The sequence below is a fragment of the Pseudarthrobacter sp. NamB4 genome, from assembly GCF_005796185.1.
Classification (GTDB): domain Bacteria; phylum Actinomycetota; class Actinomycetes; order Actinomycetales; family Micrococcaceae; genus Arthrobacter.
The window spans coordinates 169,692-187,315 of sequence record NZ_VAHM01000002.1; the positions used below are offsets into that span (position 1 = coordinate 169,692).

Genomic DNA, 17,624 nt, shown 5'->3' on the forward strand with positions numbered 1-17,624 from the left:
CCGGCCGCGTCCACGCAGTCTGTCAGCTGAGGCGTGCAATGAGCGCGGCGCTGTGCTCGCGGATGGCGGGCAGTTTATCGGCAAGCCCGCACAGGATGAGTCCGGCGTCCGCGGCCTGCAGCGGCGATTCGGGTGTCACCAGGCCGTCTGCGCGAAGATTAATCAGGGATTCGACCAGGCGGAACGTGAAGTCACCACCGTTGTCTTCAGCAGCGGATCCCACGCCGGCCGGAGGCAGTCCGGCCCCCAGTTTCCCGTAGAGGCCGCGCAGTTCCTGCCGGCTGGCCAGGAATCCCGCGAACCGGGCACTGCGGACCTCCGGCAGGTGGTAGAGGATTCCGAGGTTCCAACGGGCGCTGCACAGTTGCGTACCGTCGTAAAGCGCGACGGCGTGGAGCCGGCTTCCAGACGGTTCTTCCGCTGGCCCCGCGGCTGGCGGGAGGGCCGCCACGGTACGGGCAAATTCAAGCCCGCCGGCCACGGTGCCTTCAAGGAGGTCCTCAAGGATATCGTCTTTGGTCTTGAAGTGGTGGTAGAGGGATGACTGCCGAATTCCCACAGCGTCGGCGATGGACCGGGTTGAGGTGTTGGCGAAGCCCTGGGTGGTGAATAGCTCGGCCGCCGCATCCAGGATTTCATCACGGGCGGTGGCCCCGGGCCTGGAGGGCTGGTGAGTGCGGGGTCGTCCCGGTCCGGCTGAAGTCACCGCATCATTCTTGCATTCCTGCCCCCACCTCCCCGGCCCCTTTTTAAAGGTGAGGGGACGGAAATAATCCGGAAACAGGATGTCCATACGCCTTTTACAGAAGCGAAACTCCCCGGGGACATCGCGCTGGAAAACTATCAAGTGACCGGTATTCCACAGCTTTCGGCCGAGTGCTGCATACCGGATGGCTCCACCCCTCACGCCGTTCCAGCCCCCGGAGAATCCGATGACTTCAACCGTTCTTCCCACCGTCCATGCGGACGATGCGGACCTGACGTCCCTTGGCTACGAGCCCACCCTGCATCGCAAGCTTGGCCGCTACGCTTCCTTTGCCGCAGGCTTTTCCTTCGTCTCCATCCTCACCACCATCTTCCAGCTGTTCGCGTTCGGCTACTCCTTCGCGGGGCCAGCCTTCTTCTGGACTTGGCCGGTGGTGCTGGTGGGCCAGTTGCTCGTGGCGCTGAACTTCGCCGAGCTCGCCGCCCGCTACCCGCTGTCCGGCGCCGTGTACCAGTGGGCGCGGCGGGTGGGCGGAGAAGGCGTGGGCTGGTTTGCCGGCTGGTTCATGGCGATCGCACAGGTGGTCACCGCCGCGGCTGCCGCCATCGCCCTGCAGGTGGTGCTGCCCCAGCTGTGGGACGGTTTCCAGCTGGTGGGCGGCGAGGCCGCCCTGAACACGGTCACGGGTGCTGCCAACGCGGTGATCCTCGGAGCGGTGCTCCTGGTGGCCACCACCATCATCAACTCACTCGGCGTCAAGTTCATGGCGCACGTCAACTCCGTCGGCGTGACCTGCGAGATCGTGGGCGTCGTGGCCGTCATCCTGGCGCTCATCAGCGCCGCCCAGCGCGGCCCGGACGTAGTAGCGGACACGGCCGTCCTCCAGACTTCCGAACTCGGCGCCGTGGGGGCGTTCCTGGTCTCCGGGCTCATGGCCGCCTACGTCATGGTGGGCTTCAACTCGGCCGGCGAGCTCTCGGAGGAGACCAAGGACCCGCGCCGCACAGCTCCCCGCACCATCCTTTCCGCCCTGCTCATCTCCGGCGTTGGCGGAGCACTCATGATCATCACCGCCCTGATGGCCGCGCCCAGCCTCGACGACGGCCGGCTCGCCACCGAGGGCCTGCCCTACGTCCTCACCGCAGTACTGGGCACCTTCTGGGGCAAGGTTCTGCTGGTGGACGTCGCCATCGCCATCTTCGTCTGCACGCTTGCCATCCAGACCGCCGGTTCACGGCTGGTGTTCTCCATGGCCCGGGACGGCAAGCTCCCTGCCTCGGCACTGCTCTCCTCAGTCCACCCCACCCGCGGCACTCCGATGTGGCCGTCCATCGTCATCGGCGCCCTCGCAGTGGGCGTGCTGGCCATCAACGTCGGCAACGCGGCCCTGTTCACTACTCTCTGCAGCGTCTGCATCGTCATGGTCTACCTTGCCTACCTCCTGGTCACCGGGCCGCAGCTGATCAACCGCCTTCGGGGGGACTGGGACCGGGTAGGACAGACAATGCCCGAAGGGCTCTTCTCGCTGGGGCGCTGGGGACTGCCCGTCAACGTCCTGGCTGTCCTCTACGGAGCCCTGATGGTGGTCAACCTGGCCTGGCCGCGGCCGGAGGTCTACGACCCCTCCGGCGGGAACGGCATCCTCCTCTACTCCGCGCCGCTCATGGTGGCCGTTGTCCTGCTCCTCGGCCTCTGGGTACGCCGCCGGAACCTGGCCGCCAAGGCCTGAGCACACCTTCCCAATCAGTTCTTTACAACACTCGCTCCCGAACCAACACACGCTTCAAGACCAGTACAGGATCGACATGACACAAGTAACCGAAACTCCAGCAGCAGCCGGGACCGCCACCACCGCCGGTGCCCGTGCCCACGCAAGGGAACAGCACGGCAGGACCGTGGACACCATGCGGCACGTTCCGGCCGCGCTAGCCCCGGGGCGCCTTCTGGCAGGACTTCCCGACGGCGCCGCAGCTTCCCTTAGCTGGGCGGAATCGCTGGCCTTCGGCCGCTACACCGTCATGAACCTGGCCCGCGGCACCAGGGTCAGGCTCACAGACACCTCCGGTGACGCCTGCGTCCACACGCTGCTTTACCGCGCCGGAGCCCTGCACGAGCGGCTCAACATCGCCGATACCGTCAAGGTGCCCTGGCAGGCCTACCCCGCGGCCGGTCACCCGCTGCTTTCCGACGCCGGCCGTTTGATGGCCACCATCGCGGCCGACACCTCGTCCCGCCACGATGCACTCACGGGTGCCACCACGCTCGCTGGCAACACGGCACGCTACGGCGCAGGATCCGTCCACAGCGCATCTCCTGCCGCACGTGAATTGCTCACCCTCGGTGCCCTCAAGAGCGGGCTCGGCCCGTCCGACGTCGCGCCGTCGTTGTCCTTTTTCAAGGGCATCAGCGTTGACCCTGCCGGCACCATTACCTTCACAGGAAGCGCAGGCCCGGGTGCCGCCGTCGACCTTCTCCTCCAGATGGACGCGGTGCTGGTCCTTGCCAACACAGCGCACCCGTTGGACCCGCGCCCGGACTTCACCGGCACCGCCGTGGACATCCTCGCCTGGCATGTGCCGCAGGACCTGGCAGCGCTGGAAGCCGGCAGCCTGGCGGGCCCCCTGAGTCCCGAACATCTGCAGGCACTGCATAACACCGAACACGACCTGACCGCAAGGAACGCCCGATGAACACCGCCGTTTACACCAACCCTGCCGCAGACGCCCGCGCCATTGCACTCACCCCAGGCGAGGTGGTTTTGGACGAGTTCGTCGAGGCACGCGGCCCCTGGTCCGCCGTCGTCTCCGCCGGCGAAGTGCTGACCATCGTTGACCTCGAGGGCAACCAGGCCGTGGATTGCCTGCTGTACGCCGCGGGCGACACCTCCGTCCGCTACTCAGCAGCCGTCACCATCGCCAGCCAGCAGTCAATCGTCCTGACAACGGGCTCGGTCCTGCGGGCGGAAACGGGAGCGGCGCTGATGACAGTCGTGGCCGATGAGGTGGGCGTGCACGACACCATCGGCGGCGCCTGCTCGCAGGAGTCCAACACCCTCCGCTACGGCCAGCACACCCGGGAACAGCACGCCTGCGTGGAGAACTTCCTGATTGAGGGTTCGCGCTGGGGCCTCGGGAAGCGGGACCTGGTGTCCAACATCAACTGGTTCATGAACGTGCCGGTCGACCCGGACGGCGCTCTGGGGATCGTTGACGGCCTGTCCGCTCCCGGCAAGCGGGTGGCGCTGCGCGCCGAGGTGGACACCCTGGTGCTGGTGTCCAACTGCCCGCAGATCAACAACCCGTGCAACGGCTTCAACCCCACCCCCGTCCGCATGATCGTCACCCGGCCGGAGGCTGCGCTGTGAACACCTTTGACACCCTCCTGATCGCGAACCGCGGCGAGATCGCCTGCCGCATCATCGAATCCGCCCGGAAGCTGGGACTCCGCACGGTGGCCGTCTTCTCCGAAGCGGACCGGGGCGCCAAGCACGTCCGGCTCGCGGACGAAGCGGTGCTCCTGGGGCCGGCTCCGGCGAAGGAGTCCTACCTCCGCGTGGAGGCGCTGCTCGAAGCCGCCAGATCGACGGGCGCCGGTGCGATCCACCCCGGCTACGGCTTCCTGTCCGAGGACGCGGACTTCGCCGAAGCCGTTGAAGCAGCAGGGCTGGTCTTTGTGGGCCCCACCCCCGAACAGCTGCGCATCTTTGGCACGAAGCACACAGCGCGCGACGCCGCACGGTCGGCCGGGGTGCCGATGATCGCCGGATCAGGGCTGCTTGAGGACGTGGAGGCTGCCGTCGCGGCCGGCAAAGCCGTCGGCTTTCCGCTGATGCTCAAGGCCACCGGCGGTGGCGGCGGCATCGGCATGACGGTCTGCCGCAACGAGGCCGAACTCGTTGAAAGCTTCCCCCGCGTTGCCCGCCTGGCGGGTGCCAGCTTCGGCACCGCCGGGGTCTTCGCGGAGCGCTATGTCGAGAACGCCCGGCACGTGGAGGTCCAGGTTTTCGGCGATGGCGGGGGGCGGGTGGTCAGCCTCGGTGACCGGGACTGCTCGCTGCAGCGCCGCCACCAGAAGGTCCTCGAAGAGGCGCCCGCCCCGGACCTGCCGGATGAACTGCGCGAAGAGCTGCACCGCAGCTCCCGTGCCCTCTGCGCCTCCCTTAACTACCGCTCGGCCGGTACGGTCGAGTTTGTCTATGATCCGGCCCGCCGCGAAGCATCCTTCCTGGAAGTCAACGCGCGTCTCCAGGTGGAGCACCCGGTCACCGAAGCTGTCACCGGCGTGGACCTGGTGGAGTGGATGCTCCGGCTGGCCCAGGGCGGGAGCGACGCCGCGAGCGTCCTTGAAGGCGCGCCGGACAGCCTGCCGGTTTCCGGCCATGCCGTGGAAGCACGCGTCTACGCTGAGGACCCCGCCCGGACCTTCCAGCCCAGCGCCGGTACCGTGACCAACGCCGCCTACCCGGCAAGGGCGGACGTCCGCGTGGACGCCTGGGCCGAAACCGGCACCGAGGTGTCCACCAACTACGATCCCCTCCTGGGCAAAATCATCACCTCCGGCGCCAACCGCACAGAAGCATTTGACCGGCTGTCCGCAGCGCTCGCCGGCACCCGGATCGACGGGATCGAGACCAACCTCGGCATGCTCCGCACAGCCGCCACGCTGGCTGAGGTCCGCGGCGTCCGGCACTCCACCGGCACCCTGGACAATGTGGGGGATCCAGAGCCGCGCATCACCGTGGGCCGCCCCGGCCTGCAGACCAGCGTGCAGGACTGGCCCGGCCGCACGGGACTGTGGCAGATCGGTGTCCCGCCGAGCGGCCCCATGGACGATCTGTCCTTCCGGCTCGGCAACACCGCCCTTGGCAACCCGGAAGGTGCCCCGGGCCTGGAATTCACAATGACCGGCCCCAGCCTTACGTTCACCCACCCCACCACCGTCTGCGTCACCGGTGCCGAGGTAAGCGTGACGGTGGATGGGACTGAGGTGCCGGCGTGGGCGCCCGTCACGATCCCCGCGGGCGGAACGCTCGACGTCGGCACAGCCCGCAGCAAGGGCCTGCGCGGCTACATCCTGTTCCAGGGCGGCCTGGACATTCCGGAGTACCTTGGCAGCGCCTCCACCTTCACCTTGGGCCAGTTCGGCGGCCACGCCGGGCGGGGCCTGCGCGCCGGCGACGTGCTCCGTGCAGTCATCCCAGCTGGAAAGGCACCCACGGCAGCAGTGCCGCTGGACAGCCGGCCCGCCCTGACCTCGACCTGGGAGTTGGCCGTGGTGGAAGGGCCGCACGGCGCCCCGGAGTTCTTCCAGCGGGAGGACATCGAAGAGCTGTACGGCGCCGAGTACGAGGTCCACTTCAACTCAGCCCGCACCGGTGTCCGGCTTATCGGTCCCAAGCCGCGCTGGGCCCGGACCGACGGCGGCGAGGCCGGCCTGCACCCCTCCAACATCCACGACACCGCCTACTCAGTGGGAGCCCTGGACTTTACCGGCGACACTCCCATCCTGCTTGGCCCGGACGGCCCCAGCCTGGGCGGCTTCGTCTGCCCCGTCACCGTGGTGACCGCCGACCGCTGGAAGCTGGGCCAGCTCCGGCCGGGGGACAAGGTGCGGTTCGTGCCCATCAAAGCCCGCCGGGCGCCGTCGGCCAAGGATCTGGGACCGGGCCGGCAGCTGGTCCTGCCCGGCGACGCCGGCTGGTCCGGGGATCTTGCCGCCGTCACCGCCTCGGCACCTTGGCTGCGCACTGCCCGCCGCGGGGATGGCGACGACGGCGTTCTGGGCCGGGTGCCGGAAGGTTCCGGACGGCCCGCGGTCACCTACCGCCGCTCCGGCGACGACAACCTGCTGGTGGAGTACGGCGAAATGGTCCTGGACCTCGGGCTCCGCGCGCGGGTACACGCCCTGCACCAGCACATCGAGCAGCTCCGGGTGCCCGGCATCGTGGACCTCACCCCGGGCATCCGGTCCCTGCAGATCAAAGTGGACCCCTCGGTGCTGTCCACGTCGCGCCTCCTGGATTTGGTCCAGGAAGTCGAGGCAGCCCTGCCGGCCAGTTCCGAGCTGGTGGTTCCCAGCCGCACCGTGCGGCTGCCGCTGTCCTGGGACGATCCCGCCACCCGCGAGGCCATCGAACGCTACATGACAGGTGTCCGTGACGACGCTCCCTGGTGCCCCTGGAACATCGAATTCATCCGGCGCATCAACGGCCTGGACTCGGTCAATGACGTGTTCGACACCGTCTTTAACGCCGAATACCTGGTACTGGGACTTGGCGATGTTTACCTTGGCGCCCCGGTGGCAACCCCGCTGGATCCGCGCCACCGGCTGGTCACCACCAAGTACAACCCGGCCCGCACCTGGACGCCCGAGAACGCCGTGGGCATCGGCGGCGCATACATGTGCATTTACGGCATGGAAGGACCCGGGGGCTACCAGTTCGTGGGCCGCACCACCCAGGTCTGGTCCCGCTACGCTGACTCCGCCCCGTTCGAGCCCGGTTCACCGTGGCTGCTCCGTTTCTTCGACCGGATCTCCTGGTACCCCGTCAGCCCTGAGGAACTCCTGGACCTCCGGGCGGACATGGCCGCCGGACGTGGCCGCGGAGTGGAGATCGAGGACGGCACGTTCTCGCTTGCCGAGCACGAGGTGTTCCTCGAGGAAAACCGCGAGTCCATTGCGGCCTTCCGGGAAAAACAGGGGACTGCATTCGCCATGGAGCGGCAGGCATGGGCCGACGCGGGCGAGTTCGACCGTGCCGACGCGCTGGCCGCCGTCGCGGCGCCCCCGGCAGACGAGGTAGCGGTTCCCGACGGCGGGTCCCTCGTCTCGGCGCCTTTCGCCGCGAGCGTCTGGAAGGTGGACGTGGCGGAAGGGGACCGGGTGGTCAAGGGCCAGCCGCTGGTGTCGCTGGAGGCTATGAAGATGGAAACCGTGTTGGAGGCGCCCTGCAACGGCGTGGTGCTGCGGGTCCTGCCGGCCGCCGGCTCGCAGGTTGTTTCCGGCGAGGCGGTGGTGGTCCTCGGCGCGGGCGCAGAGCTGGAAAATAGAGGAGCGGGGGATGGGCTGGAAGCAGCGGAACTCGAGGAGGCAGCAGTATGAACACGGAAACCCAAGGTGCCGCCACCAAGCGGATCCAGGCCGCGCTCGCCGCCCTGGAGGCCATAGACCGCCCGGAAATCTGGATTACCCTCCGCGATGCTGACGAGCTGCTGGCCGAGGCCGCGGCCATTGACACGGCAGTTGCCGGCGGCGCCGGGCTGCCGCTGGCCGGGCTCCTGCTCGCCGTCAAGAACAACGTCGACGTGGCAGGCGTCCCGACCACGGCGGCGTGTCCCGGCTTCGCCTATGTCCCCGAGAAGGACGCCGCAGCGGTGGCCCGGTTACGTGCTGCCGGCGCCCTGGTCCTGGGCGCCACCAACCTGGACCAGTTTGCCACCGGCCTGGTCGGAACCCGCAGCCCGTACGGGGCGGTCCGGGACTCCCGCCGTCCGGACTTCATTTCCGGCGGTTCCAGTTCCGGCTCTGCCGTGGCAGTGGCACTGGGGCTCGTGGACATCGCCATTGGGACGGATACCGCCGGGTCGGGCCGGGTGCCGGCCGGGCTGCAGGGCATCGTGGGCATCAAGCCCACCCTCAATGTTGTGTCCACCGCCGGCGTGGTGCCGGCGTGCAGGTCCTGGGACGCGGTCACCATCTTCGCCCGCCATCTCTCCACAGCGGAGCTCGCCATGGGCGCGATGGCTGGAGGAGCCCGGGCCTGGCCTGCAGACATCCGGCTGGCAGCGCCGGAGAAGCCGCGCGTCGCCTACCCCGCAACCCTGCCGGCACTGCCGGAGGCCTGGGCTGCTGAATTCCAGCGCAACATTGACAGGCTCAAGGACGCCGGCGTGAAGGCGGAACCCATTGACTTCAACGCCTTCCTCGAAGCGGCCCGGCTGCTGTACGACGGCGCGCTGGTAGCGGAGCGTTACGCCGCCGTCGGAGAGTTCCTGGAAAATGCCGACGGCGGTGTGGAGAGCCAGGCGGGCCTGGACCCTACCGTGGAGCGCATCATCCGCGCGGCAGGCACTGTGCCCGCCCACCGTTACGTCGCTGATACCGGCCGGCTCGAAGCGCTGAAGCAGGAGGCTATGGAGGGCCTTGCAGGTTTTGACGCCCTGCTGATCCCGACGGCGCCGTTCCATCCCACCCTTGCCGAGGTGGCCGCGGATCCGGTGGGCGTGAACTCCCTCATGGGCACCTACACGAACTTCTGCAACCTGTTCGACCTGTGCGCGGTTGCAGTACCGGCCGGAGAGGTGGACGGGGCCCAGTTCGGGCTGACCGTGGTGGGCCGGACGTTTGACGACGCTGTTGCCACCGACATTGCCCGCCGCCTGGAGGCAACTCCGGAAGCCCCGGCACTCTTTGCCGGGGGCGCGGCACCGGCAGCGGCGCGCGCCGGCGCCGGCCCGTCGTCGTCCGCTCCCTGGCCGGTTGCCGCAGGCGCCGCCGCTGTTCCACTCGTGGTGGTGGGTGCGCACCGCAAGGGGCAGCCGCTGGCCCGCCAGCTCGAGGAACTGGGCGCCGCCTGGGACGGCCACGTGCGGACCTCCGCGCGCTACCGGATGGTTTCCCTGGACACGGTGCCGCCCAAGCCGGGCGTGTACCGTTCCGACGACGGCGCGGAGCTGGTGGGGGAGCGGTGGCTCGTGTCCGAAGCAGGGCTGGGCAGGTTCCTGGCCGCCCTGCCCGAACCCATGCTGCTGGGGACGGTCGAACTGGCCGACGGTTCCCAGGCTGTGGGCTTCGCCTGCGATGCCGTCGCAGCATCAGGCGGGCAGGACATCACCAGCTACGGCGACTGGCTGGCAGCCAAGGACCACCTGCCCCAGCCCAAAAGCCTGTGGCAGAACCTCGGAGACGTGGCCCTGGCCGGGTTCAGCAGGGGCGAGCGCACCTGACCCCCGAGTTTTTGGCCGGATATGCATACTTGCAGATGGCTTAAGTCGGCATATATGGACAAAAACTCATACTGGAAGTCAGCCCTTGAAGTACTCGGAGATGTCGGTGACCAGTTCGTCAATGGCCGCCGGGATGGAGCCGTGGAAACCCTTGGGGGAGAGCTCGTAGGTGCTGCCGGGGACCGCGGCGTGCAGCCGTTCTGCCGTCACCTTGTAGTAGCCGGGGCTCTTGCCGCGGGCAATGAAGTGGGTGTTGACCGGCAGCACGCTGAAGTCCCTGGCCTGGTCGGCCTTGCCCTTTTGTCCGCGGGCTGCTCAGAGGAGCTTCCGCGCCCGCGGCGGTCGTAGACGTCCAGGCCCAGCCATCGCCCAGGCCCTCGGCCAGCGGCATCGAAAACGGCCGGTGCCAGCCGGCCGCCGTCGTGCGTTGGAAGTGCCTGTTCTTTCACCACCATCCTAGGCAGGAGCGGTGCGGCCTCCCCGCCCGGTAAACTTGTGGATTGTGACTTCCCAAAACACCCCCTCGCCCAAGAACGCCCCGGAGCCGCTGGATGCCAGCGAGCAGATGCGGATCCGCATGGAGAAGCGCGCCAAACTCATCGAGCGCGGCGTAGAGGCGTACCCGGTGGGCGTGGCCCGGACGCACTCGCTCGCGGAGATCCGCGAGAAGTACGCCCACCTGCAGGCAGACGACACCACGGGCGACATCGTGGGCGTCACCGGCCGAGTGGTATTCATCCGCAACACCGGAAAGCTGTGCTTCGCCACGCTCCAGGAGGGCGGCACGGATGGCAAGGGAACCCGCCTGCAGGCCATGCTTAGCCTCGCCAACATCGGCGAGGAGGCGCTCGCCGACTGGAAGGCCCTGGTGGACCTTGGTGACCACGTGTTCATCAAGGGTGAGGTCATCTCCTCCCGCCGCGGCGAACTGTCCATCATGGCCGACTCCTGGTCCATGGCTTCCAAGTCGCTGCGCCCGCTGCCGGTGCTGCATGCGGAGCTGAATGAGGAGACCCGCGTCCGGCAGCGGTACGTGGACCTGATGGTCCGGGACGAAGCCCGGGAAATGGTTTACACCCGGGCGGCCATCACGCGCTCCATCCGCGAGACGCTCTTCCGCCACAACTATGTTGAGGTGGAGACCCCTATCCTGCAGCTGGTTCATGGCGGCGCCCTGGCCCGCCCGTTCGAGACCCACATGAACGCCTTCGACCAGAAGATGACCTTGCGCATCGCCACCGAGTTGTACCTCAAGCGCGCCGTGGTTGGCGGCATCGACCGCGTCTACGACATGGGCCGGGTGTTCCGCAACGAGGGCGTGGACTCCACCCACAGCCCCGAGTTCACCACCCTTGAGTGCTACGAGGCGTGGGCGGACCAGTTCGTCATGGCCGAGCGGATCAAGGAGATCATACTCGACGCCGCTGACGCAGTGGGTGCGGGGCGTGTCCTTCAGACCGAGGCAGGGGAGATCAACCTCGATGGCGACTGGGCCTGGCTGGCCGTGTATCCGGGGCTTTCCGACGCCGTTGGCCAGGAAGTCACCCCGGACACCCCGCTTGAAGTGCTTCGCGGAATTGCCGAAAAGCACAGAGTCAAGGTGGATCCGAAGTGGGACGCAGAGAAGCTGGCTGTCGAGCTGTTCGGCGAGATTGTGGAACCAACGCTGCTGAACCCCACGTTTGTCTACGATTACCCGCCGTCCGCGCAGCCGCTGGCCCGCCCGCACCGCGAGGACGGCCGGCTCATCGAGGCCTGGGACCTGATTATCGGCGGCATGGAGCGCGGGACTGCATTCTCCGAACTGATCGACCCCGTCATCCAGCGCGAGCGGCTCACCGAGCAGTCACGCCACGCCGCTGCCGGCGACGACGAAGCGATGCAGCTGGATGAAGACTTCCTGCGCGCCCTCGAATACGGCGCTCCTCCCATGGGCGGAATCGGCCTGGGGATCGACAGGCTGGTGATGCTCTTTACCGGTGCCGGAATCCGCGAAACCATCCTCTTCCCGCTGCTTAAGCCCGAGGGCCACTGACAATGGAATACGTAGCTGTCCTCCTGCCTTCGATCGTGGTGGGTTTGCTGTTCTGGTTTGCCATGAAATCGATCTTTAACGCCGACAAAGCCGAGCGCCAGGCGGAAGCCCAGGCGCAGGCGGAGGCCGAATCCCGCCCTCCGTCAACAGCAGAGCGCCCGGATTCGGAATCAAATAGATAAACCCACAACTTCCCCCAAATCCACAGGAACCATTTCGCGCTTTGACGCGTTGCCATAAAGGGAGTCATACTTTTTAGGGAAACATCCTGCTTTTCTGAAAACCGAACCCTTTCCAAGAGGAAGGCCTTTAATGGCACAGAAAGTAAACATCATCCTCGTTGATGATCTGGATGGGGGATCCGCAGACGAGAATGTTAAGTTTGGCCTCGATGGGGTCAACTATGAGATTGATCTGTCAGCAGCAAACGCTGCTGAGCTCCGCTCTTCACTGGAGCGTTTTGTTGCAGCAGCTCGGAAAACTTCCGGCGGCCGCACCGCCACCCGTACTAAGACAGCACCGGGTGGCCGCAGCCACGACTCTGCACAGATTAGGCAATGGGCCCGCGAAAACGGCTACACGGTTAACAGCCGCGGCCGAATTCAGGCGGAAATCCAGGAAGCCTACCAAAAGGCAAATTCCTAGTACTGCCCTAGGCCCCGTTTAGGCCCTGCTCTCGGACGCCGGGAAGCAGGGCTTTTTCGTGCATGGACCTAAAATGGCGGCACGGGCCCTGCCCGGCAAAAGTGCTTGGCTATTTTCACTCTTCCAGCACGGCTAATCCGCTTCAGCTGCGCTTGCCGGCCGCACGGCCCGTGCCCCGGGCACGGGCGGCCCCCGCTGGCTGCTGAGGAGCCGCCTGCAGCAGTCCCGGAAAACCCGGCGACGGGCCTCCGGAACCTGCCGCCGTCGTATTTCCAAACCGGGCAGGTTTCCCCTGTGGCGAACACGCTCCACAAGTCCGGGCCCGCCACGTAGCATCAAAGTACGTCGTAGCTAGGAGTGTGGCGAAATGTTTGAGCGATTTACGGACCGTGCCCGTCGCGTAGTTGTGCTTGCCCAAGAAGAGGCACGCATGCTGAACCACAATTACATTGGTACCGAACACATCCTCTTGGGTCTGATCCATGAGGGTGAGGGCGTTGCCGCCAAAGCTCTTGAGTCCTTGAGCATTTCGCTCGACGGCGTTCGCGAGCAGGTGCAGGAGATTATCGGACAGGGCCAGCAGGCGCCGTCCGGGCACATCCCCTTCACGCCCCGTGCCAAGAAGGTGCTGGAGCTCTCGCTCCGCGAAGCCCTCCAGCTGGGCCACAACTACATCGGCACGGAGCACATCCTGCTGGGCCTCATCCGCGAGGGTGAGGGTGTTGCCGCCCAGGTGCTGGTCAAGCTCGGCGCCGACCTCAACCGGGTCCGCCAGCAGGTCATCCAGCTCCTCTCCGGTTACCAGGGCAAGGAAACCACGGGTGCCGGCTCCGGTTCCAGCCAGCCCGAGGGTGCGCCCGCCGGTTCGGTGGTCCTGGACCAGTTCGGCCGCAACCTGACCCAGGCTGCCCGCGAAAACAAGCTCGACCCGGTCATCGGACGCGAGCAGGAGATGGAACGCGTCATGCAGGTCCTCTCCCGCCGCACCAAGAACAACCCGGTCCTGATCGGCGAGCCCGGCGTCGGCAAGACCGCCGTCGTCGAAGGCCTTGCCCAGGCGATCGTCCGTGGCGACGTCCCGGAGACCATCCGTGACAAGCAGCTCTACACCCTGGACCTTGGTTCGCTGGTGGCGGGCTCCCGTTACCGCGGTGACTTCGAAGAGCGCCTGAAAAAGGTCCTCAAGGAGATCCGCACCCGCGGCGACATCATCCTCTTCATTGATGAGATCCACACACTGGTGGGTGCCGGTGCCGCCGAAGGCGCCATTGATGCTGCATCAATCCTGAAGCCCATGCTGGCCCGCGGGGAACTGCAGACCATCGGCGCCACCACGCTGGATGAGTACCGCAAGCACATCGAGAAGGACGCCGCGCTGGAGCGCCGCTTCCAGCCGATCCAGGTCAAGGAACCCTCCGTGGCACACGCCATCGAGATCCTCAAGGGCCTGCGTGACCGCTACGAGGCGCACCACCGCGTCACCATCACCGACGGCGCCCTGGCCTCTGCTGCCAGCCTCGCCGAACGGTACATCTCGGACCGCTTCCTGCCGGACAAGGCGATCGACCTGATCGACGAGGCAGGCGCACGGCTCCGCATCCGCCGCATGACCGCTCCGCCGGAGCTCAAGGCCATGGACGAGCGCATTGCCAAGCTGAAGATGGAGAAGGAATCCGCGATTGACGCGCAGGACTTCGAAGGCGCCGCAGCGCTCCGCGACAAGGAGCAGAAGATGATCTCCGAGCGTTCGGAGAAGGAGCGTCACTGGAAGTCCGGCGGCATGGACGACATCTCCGAGGTGGATGAGGATCTCATCGCCGAGGTGCTGGCCAACTCCACCGGCATCCCCGTGTTCAAGCTGACCGAGGAAGAGTCCTCGCGCCTGCTGAAGATGGAAGACGAACTGCACAAGCGCGTCGTTGGCCAGAACGAGGCCATCAAGGCCCTGTCCCAGGCCATCCGCCGCACCCGTGCAGGACTTAAGGACCCCAAGCGCCCCGGCGGCTCGTTCATCTTCGCCGGCCCCACCGGCGTCGGCAAGACCGAGCTGGCCAAGGCACTCGCGGAGTTCCTGTTCGGTGAAGAGGACGCCCTCATCACGCTGGACATGTCCGAATACTCCGAGAAGCACACCGTCTCGCGGCTCTTCGGTGCCCCTCCGGGCTACGTCGGCTACGAGGAAGGCGGCCAGCTGACCGAGAAGGTCCGGCGCCGTCCGTTCTCCGTGGTGCTGTTCGACGAGGTTGAAAAGGCCCACGCGGACCTCTTCAACTCGCTGCTGCAGATCCTGGAAGACGGCCGCCTGACCGACTCCCAGGGGCGCGTGGTGGACTTCAAGAACACCGTGATCATCATGACCACCAACCTCGGTACCCGGGACATCTCCAAGAGCGTTGCCACCGGCTTCCAGTCCGGCACCGACACGCAGACCGGCTACAACCGCATGCGTGCCCGTGTCACTGAAGAGCTCAAGCAGCACTTCCGCCCCGAGTTCCTGAACCGTGTGGATGACGTTGTGGTGTTCCCGCAGCTCACCCAGGACGAGATCATCGAGATCGTGGACCTGTTCGTCACCCGCCTGGAGAAGCGCCTCAAGGACAAGGACATGGGCATCGAGCTCACGCCCGCAGCCAAGGTGCTCCTTGCAACCCGCGGCTACGATCCCGCCATGGGAGCCCGGCCGCTGCGCCGCACCATCCAGCGCGAAATCGAGGATCAGCTCTCCGAGAAGATCCTGTTCGGCGAGATTCATGCCGGCGACATCGTTGTAGTGGACGTGGAGGGCGACGGCGACGACGCCAAGTTCACGTTCGCGGGCAACGCCAAGCCGCGCATCCCGGAAATCGCCCCGAGCGTGTAAGCAACAGCACGAAGGCCCCGCCAGCTCCCGGAGCAGGCGGGGCTTTCGTCTTGCCTCCGCCCCTCAAAAGCGGCACCCCTGACCGCTTCGTCATTGTGGATCGTTTTGTGACGCGGGGCACAGTCGGGTTGAATCGGTGCATGGCTAACTTGGACCCGGCGATCCCGGATGGGCAACCTTTGACCCCTTTCCATGACCTGGACCACTACCTCTCCATCCCGCGCGTCAGCGGACTGGCCCTGAGCCCGGACGGCAGCCGCCTGGTCACAACCGTTGCCACCCTGAACGGCAAGGGCACGGAATTCGGCACTGCGCTGTGGGAACTGGATCCCGCGGGGGAAAAGCAGGCACGGCGGATCACCCGCAGTGCCAAGGGTGAGGCCGGGGCGGCGTTTGCTGCCAACGGGGACGTCTACTTCACATCCGCCCGGCCCGACCCCGACAGTCCCGAGGAAGAGCCGGTCAGCGCCCTGTGGCTCCTGCCAGCCGGCGGCGGCGAGGCCCGCGTGGTGTTGAACCGGCCCGGCGGTGTGGGGGCAGTATTGACCGCCAGGAACGCGGAGGCAACCTTCGTCACGGCAGAGGTCCTGGCCGGTTCCGTCGACGAGGAGGACGACGCCCAGCGCCGGAAGTCGCGTAAGGACAAGAAAGTCACCGCCATCCTGCACAGCGAGTACCCGGTGCGGTACTGGGACGCGGACCTGGGGCCGGGCCAGCCCCGGATCTTCGCCCTGGAGCCCGGGAAGGAGAGGGAACCGGGCAAGCCGACCACGGTGGATGCCACAGTGCCCCTGGTTCTCCGAAACCTCACTCCGGACGCCGGGCCAAGGCTAAGGGAGGCGGAAACGGTGGTCAGCCCCGACGGCAAAACCATCTACACGAGCTACACCAGGCCGCTGGCCAAAGCGGACAGCCGCTCCGTCTTGGTGGCCGTGGACGTAGCTTCGGGGAACACCAGGGTGCTCCTGGACAGTGAGGGCATGAGCTACTTCCCCGGCCCCGTCAGCCCGGACGGCACCAACCTGGTGGTGCTCAGCGAGAGCGACACCACCCCGCACCAGGCGCCCCAGGTGAGGCTGCATCTCCTTGATGTCTCCCAGGAATCCGCGGCCGCTGACCAGCTGCAGCCGTTGGTGCATGACTGGGACCGCTGGGCCAAGCCGGCAGCCTGGCTGCCGAATGGTTCCGGCCTCCTGGTAACAGCGGACGACGACGGCGCGGTGCCGGTTTTCCGGATCAGCGTTCCGGCCGGTGCGGCTGAAGTAAGCGTCACCCGGGTGACGCGCGACGCCGCGGCTTACACCGACGTCGTGGTTTCTCCCGATGGACGCCACGCCTATGCCCTCCGCAGCTCGTATGAGTTCCCGCCCGAACCTGTCCGCATCGACCTGCTGACAGGTGAGGTGACGCGCCTCCTTGCTCCGGCAGAACGGCCCTCCCTCAGCGGCACGCTGGAGCGGATCGCGGCCACGGCTGCAGACGGATCCCGCGTCCCCGCCTACCTTGCGCTTCCGGACGGCGCCTCTGCGGAGGCTCCGGCGCCGATGCTGCTCTGGATCCACGGCGGCCCGCTCGGCTCATGGAACGCCTGGACCTGGCGCTGGAACCCGTGGCTGCTCACAGCGAAGGGCTACGCCGTACTCCTGCCTGACCCGGCGCTCTCCACCGGCTATGGCCAGAACTACATCCAGCGGGGCTGGGGCGCCTGGGGCAATGCACCCTTCTCGGACCTCATGGCCGTGACCGACGCGGCCGCTGAACGTCCGGACATCGACGCGGAGCGCACCGCCGCCATGGGCGGCTCCTTCGGCGGCTACATGGCCAACTGGGTGGCCGGGCAGACGGACCGCTTCAAAGCCATTGTGACCCACGCGGGCCTCTGGGCCCTCGACCAGTTCGGTCCCACCACTGACGCTTCCCAGTACTGGCTGAAAGAAATGACCGACAAGATGGCGCTGGAGAATTCCCCGCACCTCCATGTCGAAAAGATCAGCACCCCCATGTTGGTCATCCACGGCGACAAGGACTACCGGGTACCCATCGGTGAAGGCCTGCGTCTCTGGTACGAGCTCCTGTCCAAGTCGCAGCTTGCTGCTGACCAGGACGGCCGCACCCAGCACCGGTTCCTCTACTTCCCGGACGAGAACCACTGGATCCTCCAGCCGCAGCATGCCAAGGTCTGGTACGGCGTCGTGGAGTCCTTCCTGGCACGGAACGTCCTGGAGCAGGATATGCCTCTCCCTGTTGAACTCGGACTCCAGGCACCCTCGGCTTGGTCCGGCTGACTCCGGCTTGGAGGCTGGGCCATTTACCGCGTGCTGCTCCTTCATCCCCACTGGCATCCTCGCCGCGCAAGCGCGGCCAGGGAACCCTGCCAGCGTGGGCCCTAAGCACGCTACAAAAATGTCCCAGCCTCCTTCGCCTCTTGCCCGC

The 17,624-nt window shown here is 66.8% G+C and carries 12 protein-coding genes; 10 read left to right on the forward strand and 2 right to left on the reverse strand.

Going from position 1 to position 17,624, the window contains the following annotated elements:
• Positions 1 to 22: 22 nt before the first annotated feature.
• Positions 23 to 706: a TetR family transcriptional regulator gene (locus tag FDW81_RS02295; protein WP_138132502.1), complete on the reverse strand. Its 684-nt coding sequence runs from the start codon at positions 704 to 706 to the stop codon at positions 23 to 25.
• Between the two features lie 226 nt (positions 707 to 932).
• Here FDW81_RS02295 and FDW81_RS02300 point away from each other — a divergent pair, with 226 nt between their 5' ends.
• The 5 genes from FDW81_RS02300 (at position 933) to atzF (ending at position 9,651) form a co-directional block, all read left to right on the forward strand.
• Positions 933 to 2,435 carry an amino acid permease gene (locus FDW81_RS02300; RefSeq protein ID WP_138132503.1) on the forward strand — a complete coding sequence of 501 codons (1,503 nt, stop codon included), beginning with the start codon at positions 933 to 935 and terminating at the stop codon, positions 2,433 to 2,435.
• A 76-nt stretch (positions 2,436 to 2,511) separates the two neighbouring features.
• A complete protein-coding gene (locus FDW81_RS02305) occupies positions 2,512 to 3,396 on the forward strand; it encodes an urea amidolyase associated protein UAAP1 (protein ID WP_138132504.1) in 885 nt (294 codons plus the stop codon).
• A complete protein-coding gene (locus tag FDW81_RS02310) occupies positions 3,393 to 4,070 on the forward strand; it encodes an urea amidolyase associated protein UAAP2 (protein WP_138132505.1) in 678 nt (225 codons plus the stop codon). Before FDW81_RS02305 ends, FDW81_RS02310 begins: the two co-directional genes overlap by 4 nt.
• Positions 4,067 to 7,807 carry an urea carboxylase gene (gene uca / locus FDW81_RS02315; protein ID WP_138132506.1) on the forward strand — a complete coding sequence of 1,247 codons (3,741 nt, stop codon included), beginning with the start codon at positions 4,067 to 4,069 and terminating at the stop codon, positions 7,805 to 7,807. The genes FDW81_RS02310 and uca overlap by 4 nt, the downstream gene beginning before the upstream one ends.
• Positions 7,804 to 9,651 carry an allophanate hydrolase gene (gene atzF, locus FDW81_RS02320; RefSeq protein WP_138132507.1) on the forward strand — a complete coding sequence of 616 codons (1,848 nt, stop codon included), beginning with the start codon at positions 7,804 to 7,806 and terminating at the stop codon, positions 9,649 to 9,651. The genes uca and atzF overlap by 4 nt, the downstream gene beginning before the upstream one ends.
• Positions 9,652 to 9,729: 78 nt before the next feature.
• Here atzF and FDW81_RS02325 read toward each other — a convergent pair whose 3' ends face one another.
• The gene (locus tag FDW81_RS02325; RefSeq protein ID WP_240719852.1) at positions 9,730 to 9,918 is read right to left on the reverse strand and encodes a hypothetical protein; all 189 of its coding nucleotides are present in this window, start codon (positions 9,916 to 9,918) and stop codon (positions 9,730 to 9,732) included.
• 235 nt (positions 9,919 to 10,153) lie between these two features.
• Here FDW81_RS02325 and lysS point away from each other — a divergent pair, with 235 nt between their 5' ends.
• From lysS to FDW81_RS02350, 5 genes are all read left to right on the forward strand, one after another.
• The gene (gene lysS / locus FDW81_RS02330; protein ID WP_138132508.1) at positions 10,154 to 11,686 is read left to right on the forward strand and encodes a lysine--tRNA ligase; all 1,533 of its coding nucleotides are present in this window, start codon (positions 10,154 to 10,156) and stop codon (positions 11,684 to 11,686) included.
• Between the two features lie 2 nt (positions 11,687 to 11,688).
• The gene (locus FDW81_RS02335; RefSeq protein WP_138132509.1) at positions 11,689 to 11,868 is read left to right on the forward strand and encodes a hypothetical protein; all 180 of its coding nucleotides are present in this window, start codon (positions 11,689 to 11,691) and stop codon (positions 11,866 to 11,868) included.
• Between the two features lie 130 nt (positions 11,869 to 11,998).
• Positions 11,999 to 12,331, forward strand: coding sequence for an Lsr2 family protein (locus FDW81_RS02340; protein ID WP_138132510.1), 333 nt, complete (start codon positions 11,999 to 12,001; stop codon positions 12,329 to 12,331).
• Between the two features lie 367 nt (positions 12,332 to 12,698).
• The gene (locus FDW81_RS02345; RefSeq protein WP_138132511.1) at positions 12,699 to 15,191 is read left to right on the forward strand and encodes an ATP-dependent Clp protease ATP-binding subunit; all 2,493 of its coding nucleotides are present in this window, start codon (positions 12,699 to 12,701) and stop codon (positions 15,189 to 15,191) included.
• Between the two features lie 140 nt (positions 15,192 to 15,331).
• Entirely contained in the window at positions 15,332 to 17,476 is a 2,145-nt protein-coding gene (locus FDW81_RS02350; protein ID WP_138132512.1) for a prolyl oligopeptidase family serine peptidase, read from the forward strand.
• Positions 17,477 to 17,624 lie beyond the last annotated feature (148 nt).

Excerpts from the sequence above, each read along its gene's own strand:
- FDW81_RS02310 (WP_138132505.1), top strand. The coding sequence starts at position 3,393 with ATGAACACCGCCGTTTACACCAACCCTGCCGCAGACGCCCGCGCCATT.
- atzF (WP_138132507.1), top strand. The coding sequence starts at position 7,804 with ATGAACACGGAAACCCAAGGTGCCGCCACCAAGCGGATCCAGGCCGCG.
- FDW81_RS02335 (WP_138132509.1), top strand. The coding sequence starts at position 11,689 with ATGGAATACGTAGCTGTCCTCCTGCCTTCGATCGTGGTGGGTTTGCTG.
- FDW81_RS02350 (WP_138132512.1), top strand. The coding sequence starts at position 15,332 with ATGGCTAACTTGGACCCGGCGATCCCGGATGGGCAACCTTTGACCCCT.
- FDW81_RS02305 (WP_138132504.1), top strand. The coding sequence starts at position 2,512 with ATGACACAAGTAACCGAAACTCCAGCAGCAGCCGGGACCGCCACCACC.
- FDW81_RS02300 (WP_138132503.1), top strand. The coding sequence starts at position 933 with ATGACTTCAACCGTTCTTCCCACCGTCCATGCGGACGATGCGGACCTG.
- FDW81_RS02345 (WP_138132511.1), top strand. The coding sequence starts at position 12,699 with ATGTTTGAGCGATTTACGGACCGTGCCCGTCGCGTAGTTGTGCTTGCC.
- FDW81_RS02340 (WP_138132510.1), top strand. The coding sequence starts at position 11,999 with ATGGCACAGAAAGTAAACATCATCCTCGTTGATGATCTGGATGGGGGA.